General features: G+C 60.2%; 15 protein-coding genes and 1 pseudogene. 7 read left to right on the forward strand and 9 right to left on the reverse strand.

The genetic code is table 11. The annotated features are described in order from the left end of the window. Nucleotides 1-404 precede the first annotated feature (404 nt). Together BZ163_RS07300 and BZ163_RS07305 are read left to right on the forward strand one after the other, a co-directional pair. Nucleotides 405-1,617 (forward strand): annotated as a pseudogene (locus BZ163_RS07300) (M24 family metallopeptidase). 183 nt (nucleotides 1,618-1,800) lie between these two features. Further along, nucleotides 1,801-3,141: an MFS transporter gene (locus tag BZ163_RS07305; protein ID WP_128870374.1), complete on the forward strand. Its 1,341-nt coding sequence runs from the start codon at nucleotides 1,801-1,803 to the stop codon at nucleotides 3,139-3,141. A 77-nt stretch (nucleotides 3,142-3,218) separates the two neighbouring features. Here the strand turns inward: BZ163_RS07305 and BZ163_RS07310 are convergent, their stop codons facing one another. From BZ163_RS07310 to BZ163_RS07320, 3 genes are all read right to left on the reverse strand, one after another. Next, nucleotides 3,219-4,235, reverse strand: coding sequence for a GlxA family transcriptional regulator (locus tag BZ163_RS07310; RefSeq protein WP_128870375.1), 1,017 nt, complete (start codon nucleotides 4,233-4,235; stop codon nucleotides 3,219-3,221). Nucleotides 4,236-4,530: 295 nt separating this feature from the next. Next, nucleotides 4,531-5,910: a GABA permease gene (gene gabP, locus BZ163_RS07315; RefSeq protein WP_128870376.1), complete on the reverse strand. Its 1,380-nt coding sequence runs from the start codon at nucleotides 5,908-5,910 to the stop codon at nucleotides 4,531-4,533. Nucleotides 5,911-5,987: 77 nt separating this feature from the next. Further along, a complete protein-coding gene (locus BZ163_RS07320) occupies nucleotides 5,988-6,770 on the reverse strand; it encodes a creatininase (protein WP_128870377.1) in 783 nt (260 codons plus the stop codon). 375 nt (nucleotides 6,771-7,145) lie between these two features. Between BZ163_RS07320 and BZ163_RS07325 the strand changes: the two genes are divergently transcribed. Genes BZ163_RS07325 through BZ163_RS35470 form a run of 5 tightly spaced genes read left to right on the forward strand, consistent with a single transcriptional unit; the run spans nucleotide 7,146 to nucleotide 11,132 of the window. Then, on the forward strand, nucleotides 7,146-8,273 hold the full coding sequence (locus tag BZ163_RS07325) for an extracellular solute-binding protein (RefSeq protein ID WP_128870378.1): 1,128 nt from the start codon (nucleotides 7,146-7,148) through the stop codon (nucleotides 8,271-8,273). Between the two features lie 23 nt (nucleotides 8,274-8,296). Next, on the forward strand, nucleotides 8,297-9,214 hold the full coding sequence (locus BZ163_RS07330; RefSeq protein ID WP_128870379.1) for an ABC transporter permease: 918 nt from the start codon (nucleotides 8,297-8,299) through the stop codon (nucleotides 9,212-9,214). After that, on the forward strand, nucleotides 9,211-10,008 hold the full coding sequence (locus BZ163_RS07335; protein ID WP_128870380.1) for an ABC transporter permease: 798 nt from the start codon (nucleotides 9,211-9,213) through the stop codon (nucleotides 10,006-10,008). Before BZ163_RS07330 ends, BZ163_RS07335 begins: the two co-directional genes overlap by 4 nt. Nucleotides 10,009-10,044: 36 nt before the next feature. Further along, nucleotides 10,045-10,533, forward strand: coding sequence for an ABC transporter ATP-binding protein (locus tag BZ163_RS35465; protein ID WP_256578963.1), 489 nt, complete (start codon nucleotides 10,045-10,047; stop codon nucleotides 10,531-10,533). A gap of 29 nt (nucleotides 10,534-10,562) precedes the next feature. Next, nucleotides 10,563-11,132 (forward strand): TOBE domain-containing protein, encoded by a 570-nt coding sequence (locus BZ163_RS35470; RefSeq protein WP_256578964.1) that lies wholly within the window; start codon nucleotides 10,563-10,565, stop codon nucleotides 11,130-11,132. Nucleotides 11,133-11,322: 190 nt separating this feature from the next. Here the strand turns inward: BZ163_RS35470 and BZ163_RS07345 are convergent, their stop codons facing one another. From BZ163_RS07345 to dctA, 6 genes are all read right to left on the reverse strand, one after another. Beyond that, entirely contained in the window at nucleotides 11,323-11,919 is a 597-nt protein-coding gene (locus BZ163_RS07345; protein ID WP_128870381.1) for a cytochrome c3 family protein, read from the reverse strand. Nucleotides 11,920-11,928: 9 nt separating this feature from the next. Beyond that, nucleotides 11,929-12,414: a nitrate reductase cytochrome c-type subunit gene (locus tag BZ163_RS07350; protein WP_128870382.1), complete on the reverse strand. Its 486-nt coding sequence runs from the start codon at nucleotides 12,412-12,414 to the stop codon at nucleotides 11,929-11,931. Between the two features lie 11 nt (nucleotides 12,415-12,425). Further along, nucleotides 12,426-14,930, reverse strand: coding sequence for a nitrate reductase catalytic subunit NapA (gene napA, locus BZ163_RS07355; protein WP_128870383.1), 2,505 nt, complete (start codon nucleotides 14,928-14,930; stop codon nucleotides 12,426-12,428). Beyond that, nucleotides 14,927-15,187 (reverse strand): chaperone NapD, encoded by a 261-nt coding sequence (locus BZ163_RS07360; RefSeq protein ID WP_128870384.1) that lies wholly within the window; start codon nucleotides 15,185-15,187, stop codon nucleotides 14,927-14,929. The genes napA and BZ163_RS07360 overlap by 4 nt, the downstream gene beginning before the upstream one ends. A gap of 32 nt (nucleotides 15,188-15,219) precedes the next feature. Further along, complete coding sequence (gene napE, locus BZ163_RS07365; RefSeq protein ID WP_064677494.1) at nucleotides 15,220-15,387, reverse strand: periplasmic nitrate reductase, NapE protein; 168 nt, start codon at nucleotides 15,385-15,387, stop codon at nucleotides 15,220-15,222. Nucleotides 15,388-15,634: 247 nt separating this feature from the next. Next, the gene (gene dctA, locus BZ163_RS07370) at nucleotides 15,635-16,942 is read right to left on the reverse strand and encodes a C4-dicarboxylate transporter DctA (RefSeq protein ID WP_128870385.1); all 1,308 of its coding nucleotides are present in this window, start codon (nucleotides 16,940-16,942) and stop codon (nucleotides 15,635-15,637) included. Between the last annotated feature and the right edge of the window lie 35 nt (nucleotides 16,943-16,977).

Here is a 16,977-nt window from a genome sequence, read left to right on the forward strand (position 1 = left end):
TCCAGCTCCTACATGTAGATTTTCAGTGGACACCGGTTTTGTGCTCGACACAGATCCCCTGTAGGAGCTGGCTTGCCAGCGAAGAGGCCATCCGAGCCGGCATCATTGTTGACTATAAGTCCGCCTTCGCGGGCAAGCCCGCTTCCACAGCGTGCTGTGTCGATCACAAGACCTTGGCTTAACCCCAATCAATGTGGGAGCGTGAATCTCTGAACCAATGCCTCCGTCCGACGGGGGCATTGTTGTTTTTACCGGATGAGTTTTTGGCGCGCGTGCAAAGAGCGGATCTGACCAACTACAGGTCGGATTCGCACAAAAAACCTCGCTTTGCATCTGTTCGAATGATCTTCAGCGGCCCGCCAGAGTGGCGCCTTCTGTTGCAATCACTGACAAGGATAAATGACATGCAAATGCCGAAAACCATCCAGATCAAGAACGGCGAAAAAGTGACTCCGACCTTTTCGGCCCAGGAATATGCCAATCGCCAGGCGAAATTGCGGGCTTACCTGGCGCAGAACAATATCGATGCAGCGGTCTTCACCTCGTATCACAACATCAACTACTACAGCGATTTCCTGTATTGCTCCTTTGGCCGTCAGTACGCACTGGTGGTGACCCAGGACAGCGCCGTCACCATCAGCGCCAACATCGATGGCGGCCAGCCTTGGCGCCGGACCGTCGGCACTGAGAACATCGTTTACACCGACTGGCAGCGGGACAACTATTTCGTCGCGATCCAGCAAGCCTTGCCCAAGGCCGGGCGGATCGGCATCGAGTTCGATCACCTGAACCTGCTCAATCGCGACAAGCTCGCCAGCCGTTACCCCCAGGCCGAACTGGTGGACGTCGCGGCGCCCTGCATGCGCATGCGCATGATCCAAGTCCGCCGAAGAGCACGCGATCATTCGCCACGGCGCCCGCGTAGCGGACATCGGTGGTGCCGCGATCGTCGAAGCCTTGCGTGACCAGGTGCCGGAATATGAAGTGGCACTGCATGCGACCCAGGCGATGGTGCGCGAAATTGCCCGCACCTTCCCCGACTCCGAACTGATGGACACCTGGACCTGGTTCCAGTCCGGCATCAACACCGACGGCGCGCATAACCCGGTGACTTCGCGCAAGGTCAACAAGGGCGACATCCTCAGCCTCAATTGCTTCCCGATGATCGCCGGGTACTACACCGCGCTGGAACGCACCCTGTTCCTGGATCACTGTTCCGACGAGCATCTGCGCTTGTGGGAGGTCAACGTCAAGGTGCACGAGGCCGGTCTGAAACTGATCAAGCCGGGCATGCGCTGCTGCGATATCGCGCTGCAACTGAACGAGATTTTCCTGGAGCACGATCTGCTGCAATACCGCACCTTCGGCTACGGTCACTCGTTCGGCACGCTGAGCCATTACTATGGCCGCGAAGCCGGGCTGGAACTGCGCGAAGACATCGACACGGTGCTGGAGCCGGGGATGGTGGTGTCCATCGAGCCGATGATCATGCTGCCCGAAGGCCTGCCGGGCGCCGGTGGTTATCGTGAGCACGACATCCTGATCGTCAACGAGCAGGGCGGGGAAAACATCACCCATTTCCCGTATGGCCCGGAACACAACATCATCAAGAAGTAAGACCGCGCGCCGCACAGTGAGCCTGTGCGGCGTTTTTTGTTGCAACTGATGCATGCGCGCCCCAGAACGCGCAGCATCTACAGACCCATAACCCTGCCAAGTAAAACAATAGAGGGGTTTTGCCATGATCCACGTCCCGACTTTCCATCCCGATCACTGCACCTCTACCACCGGAGGTGCGCAATGAGCACCCAAAGCGCAAGCCTGACGTCCCCCCTGGAACAGCAACGTGAACTGACGGCCGAGCGCAAGGCCTTGCGCCGGGCGGCCAGTGCCAGCTTCATGGGCAACTTCGTCGAGTGGTTCGACTATGCGGCCTACGGCTACCTGGCAACCGTCATCGCCATGACGTTTTTTCCGCAGACCGACAAGGCGTCGGCGCTGCTGGCGACCTTCGCGGTGTTCGCGCTGTCGTTTATCGTGCGCCCGCTGGGCGGGCTGGTCTGGGGGCACTTTGGTGACAAGTACGGGCGGCGCAGTGCGTTGTCCTGGTCGATCCTGATCATGTCGGTGTCGACCTTCTGCATCGGCATTCTGCCCACCTACAACCATATCGGCCTGTGGGCGCCCGCCCTGTTGTTGTTGATCCGCCTGTTCCAGGGATTTTCCGCTTCCGGCGAGTACGCCGGGGCGTCGGCCTTTCTCGCCGAGTACGCCCCCGAGGGCAAGCGCGGTTTGTACACCAGCATCGTTCCGGCGAGTACCGCGGCCGGCTTGTTGTTCGGCGCGGTGTTCGTCGCCGGTCTGCATGCCTGGATGAGTGTCGAGGATCTGCACAGCTGGGGCTGGCGCCTGCCGTTTCTGTTGGCGGCGCCGTTCGGCCTGGTGGGGCGGTATATCCGCATGAGTCTGCAGGACACGCCCAAGTTCCTGGAGATGGAAAAACGCCTGGAAGCCAAGGAGTGCGCGACCCATGCGCCGGTTCGCGAATTGCTGACCGTACACCGGCGCAGCGTGATGATCGGGATCGGCGTGACCTGCCTGAACGCGGTGGCCTTCTACCTGCTGCTCAGCTACATGCCCACCTACCTGTCCACCGAAATGGGCATGAGCGAGAGCGATTCGTTCCTGGCGTCGACGGTGTCGCTGGCGACCTATATCGGGTTGATTTTCCTGATGGGCAAGCTGTCGGACCGTTTTGGCCGCAAGACCATGCTGCTGACCGCTTCGGTGCTGTTCCTGGCCCTGACATTCCCGCTGTTCGGCATGCTGGAGAACCAGCCGCTGATGGTGATTCTGATGATCCAGATCGCCTTTGGCGCGATCCTTGCGATGAACGACGGCACCTTGCCGTGCTTCCTCGCCGAGATCTTCCCGACCCGGGTGCGCTTCAGCGGTTTTGCCTTCAGCTTCAATATCGCCAATGCGGTGTTCGGCGGTACCGCGCCGTTTATCGCGACCTGGCTGATCCAACTGACCGGCAACAAAATGGCGCCTGCCTGGTATCTGCTGGCAGCAGCGGCAGTGGCGCTGGTTGCGATGCTGGCGAGTCGGGAAACGGCGCATAAGGCTTTGCAGGACTGAGTCAATCTACCCCTGTAAACACAGCTTGCCTGCTATGGCGATCTCCCGGATGCCATCGCGAGCAAGCTCGCTCCCAATCAATGCACCGCAGCCACCTGCTTGCGCTCCCCAATAGGCGATACGCCGAAAAACCGGCTGTAGCATTTGGAGAAGTGCGCCGGCGACACAAAGCCGCACGCCAGGGCGATATCGCGCACTTGCGACTCGCTGCGCAACAGCAATTGCCGCGCCCGCGACAGGCGCAGTTCCAGGTAGTACTGGCTCGGCGTGCGTTGCAGGTGCTTGTGGAACAGGCGCTCCAGTTGCCGTACCGACACCTCGTTCAACCGCGCCAGTTCTTCAAGGCCCACCGGCTCTTCGAGATTGGCCTCCATGATCGCCACCATCTGGCTGAGCTTGGGCTGCGAGGTACCCAGTTTCTGCCGCAACGGCACCCGCTGTTGCTCCTTCGCCCCACGTACCCGATCACACAGCAGCAACTCGGCCGCATGGGCGGCGATGTCCCGGCCGCCCGGTTCGCGGGCAATCAACTGCAGGGTCATGTCCATCGAGGCCACGCCGCCGGAGCAGGTGTAGCGATCGCGATCGAGTTCGAACAGCTGGTTGGAAATAATGATCCCCGGGAAACGCTCCTTCAGCGCTTCGATGTCTTCCCAGTGAATCGTGCAGCGATAGCCCTTGAGCAGATCGGCCCGTGCCAGCAAGTGACTGCCCGTGCAAATCCCGCCGAGCGGCACCTGATCGTGCGCCAGCTTGCGCAGCCAATTGAGCAAGGGGCGACTGCTGTGATTGGAGACGATCGGGTTGGATCCGACCACGAACAGGATGTCGAGCCTGGGGGCATCGGTAATGGTGTAGTCGGGCAGGATCCGCATGCCGTTACTGGCCGTGACCGGGTCCAGGCTGGCGGCGATGATGACCGTGCGGAACATCGGTTCGCGCGCTGCCATGTTGGCCATGCGCAGGGTCTCCACGGCGGAGGCGAAGCCGATGGTGGTGAAGTTGGGGATGACCAGGAAACCCACGGTTTTCACCGGCCGTTGTTCTTTTGCCGAACGTCCTGCAGCGGGTTTCGCCACCTGGAGTTTCGCCATCGTTACCGCTCCTCAACTGTAATAGTGACGCGCTCTGCGGCAAGCTGCCGACAGGTGGCAACATCATCTCGATTTTATGGTGATTAGCCCTGCATTCGGGTTACTGGATATTACACCCAGAGCCTTATGAATAGGCATTCGAGACCCGTTATAGGTGATCAGGAGAGGCGGGAAAGGAGGGGGAGGGGAAGGGCAAAAAAAAAACGGCCCGCTCCGTGGTGGTAAGCGGGCCGCAAAGAGGTGAAAGGTCAGTCGTCGGAGCGGGGTTCAAGCGCGCCGTCGAATGTGTGTTCGTTCAAGCCAGTTCGGCTTTCTGCAACGTGCTCTTTTTGGCGTTGAAGATTGCACCCATGCAGATAATGGAAAGCGTCAGGGCCCCGGTGGCAATCACTTCCATGCGGTGCTGCGGCAAAATCAACATCACCACCAGAATGCTCAAGATGCTGGCGATCACCAGGTAACTGAGCCAAGGGTAAAACCACATCTTGAAGGCGATTGGCTGTCCTGAAGCGTTCATCTTCTTGCGCAGTATCAATTGCGAAACGGCAATGGCCAGATAGACCAGCAGGGCAACGGCGCCCGAGGTGGCCAGCAGGAAGGAGAACACTTCGTTGGGTGCAAAATAGTTCAGCGCCGTGGTCAGGAAGCCCACTGCTGTGCTGGCCAGCACCGCAAAATAAGGCACCCCTGACGATGAGGTTTTTTGCAGGACTCGTGGCCCATCCCCGCGTTTGCTCAAGGAGAAGACCATGCGCGAGGCGGTATAGATGGCCGAGTTCAGGCAACTGGCGACGGCGATCAACACGACGATATCGACAATCATTTTCGCGTAGGGAATGTTCATCAACTCCAGCGCCCGCTGATAAGAGCCGACCTGCACCAGCATCGGGTCATTCCAGGGCACGATGGAGACGATGAGGAACACCGAGACAATGTAGAAAATCCCCATGCGCCAGACCACGGAGTTGGTCGCGCGGGTAATCTGTTTCGACGGGTTCTGCGATTCTGCGGCGGCAATCGTGACGATTTCCGTGCCCATGAAGCTGAACACAGTGGTCAGCATCGCACCAACCACGGCGGTCATGCCATTGGGCATGAAACCACCGAATTCATGGCTTAATTGCACCACACCGCTGACGGTCGTGTCCGGCAACCCGCCCGCCAGGGCCAGCGCGCCAAGCGCGATAAAGCCCAATACCGCAATGACCTTGAGCATGGCGAACCAGAACTCGAACTCGCCGTAGCGCGCGACGCTGAACAGGTTTGTCAGGGTCAGCAGGCCGGTGACCGCTATCGCGAATTCCCAAGTCTGGATCGACGGGAACCAGGCGTTGAGAATGGCCGCGGCGGCAATGGCTTCGATGGGAATGACCAGCACCCAGAACCACCAGTACAGCCAACCGATGGTAAAGCCGGCGCTGCGTCCCATGGCGCGCTCGGCATAAGTTGAAAACGATCCGGTGTCCGGCGAGGCGACGGCCATTTCTCCGAGCATGCGCATCACCAGCACGACCAGGGTGCCGGACATGATGTAAGCGAGGATCGCCGCCGGGCCAGCCGAGGCGATGGCATGGCCCGAACCGATGAACAGGCCGGCACCGATGGCGCCGGCTATGGAGAGCATGGTGACGTGACGCTGCTTGAGCCCTGGGGCCAAAGTGGAGGTGCTGGACATGAGAGGTACCCTTTTTATTATGTTCTGGAGGGTGCAGCGTTAACGGCGGGTACTTGTTGGCGCCCGCCGTTGTCTCTTCAAGTGGTTAAATCAAAGGCCTCCCTGACGGCAGCACTGATGCCGGATACACAGACGTCCAGGATCAACTCGCCTTTTTCGCGACTCGAGCCTTTGGGGGAAGACAGCGTGCCGCACGCCGGGGTGCGCTCCGGGATGATGGGAAACACGTCATAAGGGGGGAAACGGGCGGGAGGATGGTCAACGGCGCGACTCAGATCGACCTTGTCCGGGTGAAGTGCCAGCATCAGCGATGTTTCAAAGACACCGCCGTGTTCGATATCCCAGCCGAGGAAGCCCTCGGGATACAGCTGTTTGATGACAGCAGGATCGTTGACGAAGTCCCAATAAGACAACACCACCACTTTGAAGTCATCGATGCCGCCATAACGAAGTTCGCGAAGTGCCAGGTCAATGCCCTCGACGATGAACATCGAGTTTTCATAGTGACCGTTCATCATCACCAGTTTGCGTGCGCCATGGCGTGCCAGTTCGCGGATGATGTCCTGCACGGTGTGGGTCAGTGTCGCGCCATCGAGGCTGGTGGTGCCGGGGAAGTGGTTGCCGCCACCGGACTTCTGCTGGGATTTGTAGCCGTAGGCCAGGGCCGGCAACACCAGGCCGCTGACGTTCTGCGCGACCGCCTTGCAGATCGCGGTGGGCAGCAGCACATCGACCTCCATGCACATGTGATGACCATGCTGTTCCAGGGCGCCCACTGGCAAAAAGATCGGGCAGCCGGTAGCGACCTTCTCTGCATACTCTGGCCAGGTGAGCTCACCGATAACGACGCTGTTGTTCATCTGCACACTCTCTTGGGTGATTGACCTGGAGGCGTCCGCCGTTCCTCTGGCCGACCTTCTGGACGGCCGATATCGAACGTGGCGCATGGAACGATTCGATCAGATTGGAAGGCCAGCGATTTGTCCAAATCCGACCCGTAATTGGCAAATCACCCGCTGATTTGGCTTTTCTGACAGGGAGGGTCGGGGACGCGGAGGCAATGGGTCGGATCTGACAAACTTCAGGTCGGACGCGTACAAAAACCGGTGATGGCGATCTGCTGCAATGCTGCTGCCAGCCAATGATGCGTGGGGCGGGCAGATCGACCAGCAAGCGGCAAGACCACAAGGACGAGAAGGACAGAGGCCACTTTCCATCATCCGGGAGAGACAATAATGAACAATCGCATCGACCTTTCGCGCCGTACTTTCCTCAAGACTACCAGCATCCTCGCCGGCACGGCGGCGCTGTCCGGTTTGCTGCCGTTGAGAAGTTTCGCCGCCGCGGAAAAAGAGCTGGTGATCCTGGCCTGGGCCGGACACGCCGAGCCGGACATCGTCGCCGATTTCGAACGTCAACACGGGGTCAAGGTCAGGGCCAAGTACTACACCGGTGGCGACAACATGCTGGGGCTGATCTCGCAATCGCCGCCCGGCACCTTCGATCTGATCCTGTCCGACGCCGAATATGTCCAGCAACTCAATGCCGCCGAATACATCGAGCAACTCGACCCGGCCGATTACCCCTTCGACGACTTCTATCCGGAATTCCAACACTTTCCCGGTCACTGGCAGGGGGACAAACTCTATTCCGTGCTGATTCGCTTCGGTTTTCTCGGCATCGCCTACAACACCCAGCTGGTGCCCGAAGCCAAGGTGCGCAGCTACGATGTGTTCTGGGACGAAAGCCTCAAGGGCAAGGTCGGGCACTTCGACTGGCACCTGCCGAACCTGGGGCAGATCAGTTTGCTCAATGGCAATGCCCGCCCTTATGACATCGATAACGCGCACTGGGAACTCGTCCAGCAGAAGATGATGAGCCTGCGCCCGCAGATCGGTGGTTTCTTCGATTACGGCGGCACCTTTTCTTCACTGAAGAACGGTCAGGTGCATGCCATGTGCGGTATCGGCGACTGGATCACCGGGGTCTTGCAGCGCGCCGGCGCACCGGTGAAAACCGTGCTGCCGGAGGAGGGCGGGCTGCAATGGACCGAGTCCTACTGCATCGCCAGGAAGGCCCATAGCCCGGAGCTGGCGAAGAAGTTCATCCAATACATCACCTCACCGCAAGGCCAGGTCAAGTCGGCGAAGATGGCGGCCTACCCGGCGCTGATCCCGAGCCAGAAAGGCTGGGAACTGCTGAATCAGACCGATCCCGCCGAAGCCAGGCGCCAGGGCATGCTGCTCGGCCAGCGCAACGTCATGGACGATATCCGCGACGGTCGCATCAAGTACCGCGAACTCCCGGTCCGGCAGAGCCTGGATGAGTGGAACGACTTCTGGTCGCAATACAAAGGTGCCTGACGAGTCACGTGGAGGTGGTCGCAATGATTTCAGACAAGCTAAAGACTTCACCGCCGGTGCTGACCGACAACGCGCCGAGCCAGCGGCGAGGTCACAAAAGAACAGTGCGCCTGCCCTGGTACGGCCTCAGCTTTTCGCTGCCGATCCTGATCTGGCAATTGATCTTCTTTGTATTCCCGCTGGCATTCCTGGTGGCGATCAGCTTCTGGCTGGTGCGCAACTTCCGGATGGTACCGACGTTCGAGTGGCTGAACTGGAGCTACATGCTCAGCCGCGGCTTCTTCTGGGATGCCTACGTCCACACCCTGGCCATGGCGGCGGGCGCCACCGTGCTGGTGAGTCTGGTGGCTTTTCCCTGCGCCTATACGATCGCCTTCAAGTTTCGCGAGTCGACGAAACAGTTGCTGGTGTTGCTGCTGATCACGCCGTTCTTCACCAGCTACCTGGTGCGCACCTATTCATGGCAGGTGTTCCTCAGCGACAACGGCATCTTCAATGCCGCGCTCGGTCTGCTCGGGCTGGAGCCGTTGGCGATGCTGAACACGACGTTCGGTACCTATGTCGGCTACTTCACGCTGTGCCTGCCGTTGGTGGTGCTGCTGCAACTGTTCAGCCTGATGTACATCGATCGCTCGTTGATCGAGGCCGCGCACAACCTTGGCTGCGGGCGACTGCGCACGGTCATCCTGGTGGTGATCCCGTCGGCGCGGATCGGCATCGTGGTCGCGGCGCTGTTCTGCTTCATCCTGACCTTCGGCGACTTCGTCAGCCCGCTGTACCTGGGCGGCGGCCAGCCTCCGACCTTGAGCACCCTGATCACGGACACGACCAAGTCCGGTCAGCAATGGCCACGGGCGGCAGTGATCGCCACGATGATGATCCTGACGCTGCTGATCACCGCCTTTGCTGCGGTTCGCTTCGCTTACCGGAGACGCCCATGAACGAGCATCGACTGATCAACTTCCTGCTGCGCGGCTTTGTCGTGCTGGTGTTCATCTTCATCTTTACACCCATTGCCGGCAGCTTCGTGTTCTCGTTCAACATCGACCGCTTTCCGTCGTTGCCCCTGGGTGGCTTCAGCCTGTACTGGTACGAGACGATCTTCGCCGATCCGGCGGTCTGGCAGGCCTTCAGCAACAGCCTGAAAGTCGGTGTGGTGGTGTCGCTGGTCTCGACCCTGCTGGGGTTCACCGCGGCGTACACGGACTTCCGCTACCAGTTCTTCGGCAAGTCGGTCTACATGGCCCTGGCGCTGCTGCCGCCGACCATTCCGGTGGTGATCATGGGCCTGGCCATGCTGGCCTTCCTATCGCGGGTCGGGCTGTCCGGCGAGGTGTACGCGGTGATGATCAGCCACATCGTGATGTGTGCGCCGTTCGCCATGGCGGTGATCAGGATGCGCCTGGCGCAGATGGACCCGAACATCGAGGCCGCGGCCTGGAACCTGGGGGCCAATCAGTGGAAGGCGATGCGCCACGTGATCCTGCCATTCACCGCGCCGAGCATCTTTGCCGCGCTGTTCGTGACCATGGCCGTGTCCTTCGATGAGTTCGCTGTCGCATGGTTCGTCTCGGGGCTTAACGAGACGGTCCCCGTGCGCATCCTCAACACCTTGCAAGGGCAGGTGAGCCCGACCATCAACGCGATCGGCACGATCGTCTTCATTACAACCATGACCCTGGTGATCCTCGCGCAGCTGTTGCTGATGCGCCGGCGCAAGCCTGCGGCGGCCTGATATCACCTCACTCATCCGAACCCGAAGGATTCAGCCATGACTCAACCGTTGGTGGTATTCGATAACGTGGTCAAGCATTTCGGCAGCTATATGGCCGTCGAACGCATGAACCTGGAAATCTACAAGGGCGAGTTCGTCGCGATCATGGGGTCCAGCGGCTGTGGCAAGACCACCACGCTGCGCATGCTCGCGGGGCTCGATAAGCCCAGCGAGGGCGAGATTCGCCTGAACGGTGAGCGCATCAATGACTTGTGCTCCTGGGAGCGGGAGACGCCGCTGGTCTGGCAGAACCTGGCCCTGTTCCCGTTTCTCAACGTCGTGGAAAATGTCGAATTCGGCCTGCGCATGAGAGGCATGGCCAAGGCCGAGCGGCGCAAAAAGGCCCTGCACTGGCTTGAGCGGCTGGACCTGGCGGAATTCGCCAGCCGCGACATCAGCCTGCTGTCTGGTGGCCAACGTCAGCGGGTGGCGCTGGCGCGTTCATTGGTCACCGAACCGCCGATCCTGCTGCTCGACGACCCCTGAGCGCGCTCGATGCGCATTTGAGCGTGCGCATGCAAGGTGTGCTGACCGGATTGCAGAAGGACCTGGGGATCACCTTTGTCTACGTCACCCACAGTCAATCCGAAGCCTTTGCCATGGCGGATCGGGTGGTGATCATGAGTCGCGGCCGGGTGGAGCAGATCGGCTCGCCGCAGGAGGTGTTCCTTGAGCCGCATAACCGTTTCGTCGCCGAGTTCGTCGGTGGCAAAAACATCCTGTGCGGCACGGTCGCCGGCTTCGACGATGCAGGGTTGGTTCGCCTCGATTCGGCGCACGGTCAATTCCAGGCGCGGCTGCCCCAGGGTAAATCGGTGGTCCCCGGGGAGGGCGTCACGGTCTGCGTCAGCGCCGAGCATATCGACCTGACCCCGCAGCCGGTGCGACACAACCGGCTGGCCTGTACCATCGTCGGCGAAGAGTTCATCGGTTCGATGGTCAACATCTACCTGGAAACCAGGGATGGGCTCGAGTTGCAGGTGCAGAAACCGCATGCCGATTACCACCGGCTTGGGCTGAACTGCGGGCAGGACATCTTCGCCGAATGGGAGGGCGTGCACGCGCTGATTTTGCGCGGCGACTGAAGAATCTCCCACTTCCGATCTTTGCCGGACGCAGCATTTGTGAACACCCCGATTATCTGTAGGAGCTGGCTTGCAGCGAAAGCGGTGGGTCAGTCAATGAAGATGTTGAATGGTATCCCGCATTCGCTGGCAAGCCAGCTCCTACAGGGGATCGTTGCCGTTCGCGGGAATTGTGCAGGCGGATAAAAGCCTACCAACCCTTGACCCCGCTCATATCCGGCAACTTGTGCGCGATGCCCTTGTGGCAGTCGATGCAGGTGGCTTCACCCTTGGCCAGGGACGTCGAGTGCATGGCCGCGGCGCGTTTGCCCTGGCGGGTAAAGTCCATGAACTCGAAGTTGTGGCAGTTGCGGCATTCGCGCGAGTCGTTGGCCTTGAGTCTGGCCCACTCATGTTCGGCCAGCTCGCGGCGCAGTGCGACAAACTTGTCGCGGGTATCGATGGTGCCGAATATTTTGCCCCAGACCTCCTTCGAGGCCTGCATCTTGCGCGCGATTTTATGGGTCCATTCGTGGGGCACGTGGCAGTCCGGGCAACTGGCGCGCACGCCGGAACGGTTGGTGTAGTGGATCGTTTCCTTGAGCTCGACGAAAACGTTGTCACGCATTTCATGGCAGGAGATGCAGAATTTCTCTGTGTTGCTCAGCTCGAGCGCCGTGTTGAAACCGCCCCAGAAAATGATCCCGGCAATAAAGCCCCCCAGCGTCAGAAAGCCCAGGCTGTAATAAAGGCTCGGCCGACGCAGGATGCCCCAGTAGTCCTTGAGCAGGGCGAACAGTGCTTTCATCTTGCCTCCTCAGGGTTTCTGCGCGGCATTGGCGTCGTCTTGCAATATTTTGTCGATGGTCTCGAAGTTGTTGCCTACCAGGGGTAGCACCTCTGTTTGCGGCACATGGCACTGGTTACAGAAGTAGCGGCGCGGTGACACCGCCGCCAGCGCCTGGCCGTCGCGGTCCATGTAGTGGGTGATGCTGATCATCGTCGCCTGGCTGCGCGCGCTGTTGGCACGGCTGTGACACGACAGGCACTTGTTGCCGTTGATGTCGATTTGATAACCGCGAATGCTGTGGGGGATGGTGGGCGGCTGGTCCGGATAGTTGCGTTCGCGCTTGAGGTCCTTGTTTTCTTCGTTGGCGATGGGCGGGGCGGGCATGCTCTGGGTCAGGGTGCCACCAGGGCGACGCCCGTCGGGCCCGGAGGCATCGAGCGGGTAGTCGACGTCTGCAGCCATCACCACGCCGATCGCAGCGAGCAGGAGCAACGGCAGGATTCGAAAAGGCATGACGGTTCTCCTCAGGCCACGCTGATCAACTCGATGCGTATCGCGCATTTTTTGTAGTCGGTTTGTTTGGAAATCGGGTCGGTGGCGTCTAGCGTGACCTTGTTGATCAGTTTGTTGGCATCGAAAAACGGCACGAATACCAGCCCTTGCGGCGGTTTGTTGCGCCCGCGGGTTTCGATGCGCGCGCGGATTTCACCGCGCCGGCTGATCAGCTTCACTTCACTGCCGCGCCGCGCCTTCAAGGCCTTGGCATCGTCGGGGTGCATGTACACCAGCGCGTCAGGCACCGCTTTGTACAGCTCCTCGACGCGTTGGGTCATGGTGCCGGTATGCCAGTGTTCGAGCACCCGTCCGGTGCTCAGCCAGAACGGGTAGTCGGCGTCCGGGGCTTCGGCCGGCGGCTCGTAGGGGAGGGCGAAGATGATCGCCTTTTTGTCCGGATGGCCGTAGAACTGCACCTCGCTGCCTTTCTCCACGTAGGGGTCCAGCCCTTCGCGGTAACGCCAGCGGGTTTCCTTGCCATCGACCACCGGCCAGCGCAGGCCTCGTTCGTTGTGGTAGCGGTCGAACGTGGCCAGGTCATGGCCGTGGCCGCGACCGAACTGGGCGTACTCTTCGAACAAACCTTTTTGCAGGTAGAAACCGAAGGCCTTGGCTTCATCGTTCTTGTAGCCGGCTTCCAGTTGCTCGACGGGGAACTGGTCGACCTGGCCATTTTTGAACAGCACCTCGAACAGGGTCTTGCCCTTGTACTCAGGCGCCTTGGCCAGCAACTCGGCAGGCCAGGCGTCGTCGGTGGTGAACCGCTTGGAAAACTCCAGCAACTGCCACAAGTCCGACTTGGCGTCCCCCGGGGCGGTCACCAGTTGATGCCAGAATTGCGTCCGCCGTTCGGCGTTGCCAAACGCCCCTTCCTTTTCCACCCACATGGCGCTGGGCAGGATCAGGTCGGCGGCCTGGGCGGAAACGGTGGGGTAGACGTCGGAGACAATCACGAAGTTTTGCGGGTTACGCCAGCCCGGCAGCACTTCCTGCATGATGTTCGGCCCGGCGTGCATGTTGTTGCTGGCCTGGGTCCAGTAGACGTTGAGCACGCCGTCCTTGAGCATGCGGCTCTGTTCGACCGCATGAAAACCGGGTTTCTCCTGAATGGTGCCGGCGGGCAGCTTCCAGATTTTTTCGGCGATGGCGCGGTGCTTGGGGTTGGTCACGACCAGGTCGGCGGGCAAGCGGTGGGAGAAGGTCCCTACCTCGCGCGCGGTACCGCAGGCCGACGGCTGACCGGTCAACGAGAAGGGGCTGTTGCCCGGCTCGCTGATCTTGCCCGTGAGCAAGTGGATGTTGTAGATCAGGTTGTTGGCCCAGACGCCGCGGGTGTGCTGGTTGAAACCCATGGTCCAGAACGACACGACCTTGCGCTTGGGGTCGGCATACAATTCGGCCAGGCTTTTGAGTCGTTCAGCCGGGACACCGGTCTCCCTGGCGGTTCGCTCCAGGGTGTAGGGTTTGACGAACGTTGCGTACTGTTCGAAGGAAATATCCGTCCAGGTGTTGGCCTTGGCCGCGTTTTTCGCCTTCATTTCCCGTGGATCGTCAGGGCGCAGGCCGTAACCGATGTCATCGGCGCCTTGGGCAAACCGGGTGTGCTTGCTGATGAAATCCTGATTCACCGCACCGCTTTCAATGATGTGGTTGGCGATGTAGTTGAGGATCATCAGGTCGGTTTGCGGCTTGAACACCATGGGAATGTCGGCCAGTTCGAAGCTGCGATGCTCGAAGGTCGACAGCACGGCGACTTTCACATGAGGCTGGCTCAGGCGCCGATCAGTGACGCGGCTCCAGAGCACCGGGTGCATCTCGGCCATGTTCGAGCCCCAGAGCACGAAGGCATCGGTGGCCTCGATGTCGTCATAGCAGCCCATCGGCTCATCCATGCCGAAGGTGCGCATAAAGCCCATCACTGCCGAGGCCATGCAATGGCGGGCGTTGGGGTCGATGTTATTGCTGCGAAAGCCGCCCTTCATCAGCTTGTTGGCGGCATAGCCTTCCCACACCGTCCATTGTCCGGAGCCGAACATGCCGACCGATCCGGGCCCTTTGCTCTTCAAGGCTTCCTTGAACTTGAGCTCCATGATGTCGAAGGCCTGCTCCCAACTGACCGGCTGGAATTCGCCCTGCTTGTCGTACTGGCCATTGCTCATGCGCAACAGCGGTTGGGTCAGGCGATCAACGCCGTACATTATTTTCGACAGGAAATAGCCCTTCACGCAGTTCAGGCCACGGTTGACCTCGGCCTTGACGTCGCCATGGGTGGCGACCACCCGGTTGTCCCGGGTCGCGACCATCACGCTGCAGCCAGTACCGCAGAAACGGCAGGGCGCCTTGTTCCAGTCCAGGGTGACCATGTCCGCTTCGGTCACCAGATTACTGGCGGAGGTCACGATCGGCAGGCCGGCAGCGGCGGCGGCAATGGCGGCGGCCTGGGCCTTGACGAATGCTCGGCGGCTCATGCTCATTCGATGTCTCCTTCGGGTTCGAGGAGTTCGTGGTAGATCAACGCGGCGTTGAGCACGCCTGGCAAGTTGTTGATCTGTTCGATGCGTTGCAGAATCTGGCTTTCGTGCACGGCCTCAAGGACCACCACCAGTTTTCCGGCCGCACTTTCCTGATGCAGTTCCAGGCCCTCCAGCAGACGCAGGTTGGCTTTGACGGCGTCGAACAATTCGGGGCGGGCAAGTACGACAAGACTGGCAATATGCAACGCTTCGTCCATGTGCTGGCTCCAATAGGCCTTGAGAAAGGCTATTAGTTGGGGGGGCCGGGGGGTCCATACAACATCTGGAAAAACCAGACGAGAAAGCCGTAGCCGCCAACGATGGCGACCGACAGCAGCGGGAAGAGGCAGACGACAAGAAAGAGGAACAGCCGGGTTTCCTTGCGGCGCTCGGGTTTGCGTTCTTCAGCCAATGGCATCGAGCAATCTCCAGCCGAACTTTGCACTCAGACTAGATCACGAAGTTTTCGCCTGTTTCCTGGCAGGGGTGTTTAACGACCGGCGGTGAATTATCGTGGCCGCGGTGTTGCAACAGCTATAAGGCGCTAAACCATTACTTCGTTTGGTTACCGTTAAACAGGCAATGCCCGACAGCGCGTCGGGCGATGTCGGGCCGTATCGAGGATGGGGGAAGGCGGGCGTCGGCTCCCGCCACTCAGTACGGGATTACGACTGTGTCGCCAGCGCCTTGCGCGCGGCTTTTTGCGCCTTCATCTCAGCGATTTCACGCTCGCAGGTCGCGACGTCAAACGAGCCGTCCCACTTGGCGATGGCGATGGTGCCGATACCGTTGCCGATCAGGTTGGTCACGGCCCGCGCTTCGTTGAGGAATCGGTCGATGCCCAGCAGCAATACCAGGCCCACCAGCGGGATGGTATGGATGGTGGTCAGGGTTGCGGCGAGGGTGACAAACCCGGCGCCGGCCACCCCGGCCGAACCTTTCGACGTCAGCAGCATGACGCCCAGCAATACGGCCTGATCCATCAGCGTCAGTGGCGTGTTGGTCGCCTGGGCGACAAAGATCGCCGCCATGGTCAGGTAGATGCAGGTGCCATCGGCGTTGAAGGTGTAGCCGGTCGGCAGCACCATGCCCACCACCGATTTCTTGCAGCCGAGCTTTTCCAGCTTGACCATCATGCGCGGCAGCACCGCTTCGGTGGAACAGGTCCCGAGGGTGATCAGGATCTCGTCCTTGAAGTAGCGCAGGAACAGCATCAAGGGCATGCCCGACCATCGCGCGACCGACCCCAGCACGACGATGATGAACAACAGGGTGGTGGCATACAGCGCAATGAGCAGATGCCCCAGCGACCACAAGGTACCGATGCCATATTTGCCAATGGTGAACGCCATGCCGGCGCCCGCACCGATCGGGGCCAGGCGCATCACCATGGCGACGATCTTGAACAGGCCTTGCAGGAACAGGTCGATGATGTTGATCAGCGGTTTGCTGGTCTCACCCATCTGCACCAGGGCCACGCCCATCAACACCGACAGCAGGATCACCTGCAGCATCGAGCCCTTGGCGAACGCATCGATGAACGTACTGGGGATGATGTTGAGGAAGAAATCGACGGTGCCGCCCTGTTCCTGGGCGACCTGGGCGTACTTGCCGATCGCGCCGGCGTCCAGGGTGGTGGTGTTGATGTTCATGCCGACGCCGGGCTTCATCACGTTGACCACGATCAGGCCGATGACCAGGGCGATGGTCGAAAGGATCTCGAAGTAGATCAGCGCCTTGACGCCGATCCGCCCGACCTCCTTGATGCTGCCCATCTTGGCGATCCCGACCACCACCGTGCCGAAGATGATGGGCGCCAGGAGCATTTTGATCAGCTTGATAAAGCCGTCGGCGAAGGGTTGCAACTTGGCCCCCATGTCGGGCACCAGGTAACCGAAAATGGCGCCGATCACGATACCGATCAGCACTTGCACATACAGCTGGCCATACCAGCGGGACTTGGACGTTTCCACGGATGCACCTCATTTTATTGTTGTGATGGGCGATG

The organism is Pseudomonas sp. VI4.1 (assembly GCF_002029345.1).
Classification (GTDB): domain Bacteria; phylum Pseudomonadota; class Gammaproteobacteria; order Pseudomonadales; family Pseudomonadaceae; genus Aquipseudomonas.

Coding starts and splice junctions, on each gene's coding strand:
- BZ163_RS07305 (WP_128870374.1), top strand. CDS start 1,801: ATGAGCACCCAAAGCGCAAGCCTGACGTCCCCCCTGGAACAGCAACGT.
- BZ163_RS07310 (WP_128870375.1), bottom strand. CDS start 4,235: ATGGCGAAACTCCAGGTGGCGAAACCCGCTGCAGGACGTTCGGCAAAA.
- gabP (WP_128870376.1), bottom strand. CDS start 5,910: ATGTCCAGCACCTCCACTTTGGCCCCAGGGCTCAAGCAGCGTCACGTC.
- BZ163_RS07320 (WP_128870377.1), bottom strand. CDS start 6,770: ATGAACAACAGCGTCGTTATCGGTGAGCTCACCTGGCCAGAGTATGCA.
- BZ163_RS07325 (WP_128870378.1), top strand. CDS start 7,146: ATGAACAATCGCATCGACCTTTCGCGCCGTACTTTCCTCAAGACTACC.
- BZ163_RS07330 (WP_128870379.1), top strand. CDS start 8,297: ATGATTTCAGACAAGCTAAAGACTTCACCGCCGGTGCTGACCGACAAC.
- BZ163_RS07335 (WP_128870380.1), top strand. CDS start 9,211: ATGAACGAGCATCGACTGATCAACTTCCTGCTGCGCGGCTTTGTCGTG.
- BZ163_RS35465 (WP_256578963.1), top strand. CDS start 10,045: ATGACTCAACCGTTGGTGGTATTCGATAACGTGGTCAAGCATTTCGGC.
- BZ163_RS35470 (WP_256578964.1), top strand. CDS start 10,563: ATGCAAGGTGTGCTGACCGGATTGCAGAAGGACCTGGGGATCACCTTT.
- BZ163_RS07345 (WP_128870381.1), bottom strand. CDS start 11,919: ATGAAAGCACTGTTCGCCCTGCTCAAGGACTACTGGGGCATCCTGCGT.
- BZ163_RS07350 (WP_128870382.1), bottom strand. CDS start 12,414: ATGCCTTTTCGAATCCTGCCGTTGCTCCTGCTCGCTGCGATCGGCGTG.
- napA (WP_128870383.1), bottom strand. CDS start 14,930: ATGAGCATGAGCCGCCGAGCATTCGTCAAGGCCCAGGCCGCCGCCATT.
- BZ163_RS07360 (WP_128870384.1), bottom strand. CDS start 15,187: ATGGACGAAGCGTTGCATATTGCCAGTCTTGTCGTACTTGCCCGCCCC.
- napE (WP_064677494.1), bottom strand. CDS start 15,387: ATGCCATTGGCTGAAGAACGCAAACCCGAGCGCCGCAAGGAAACCCGG.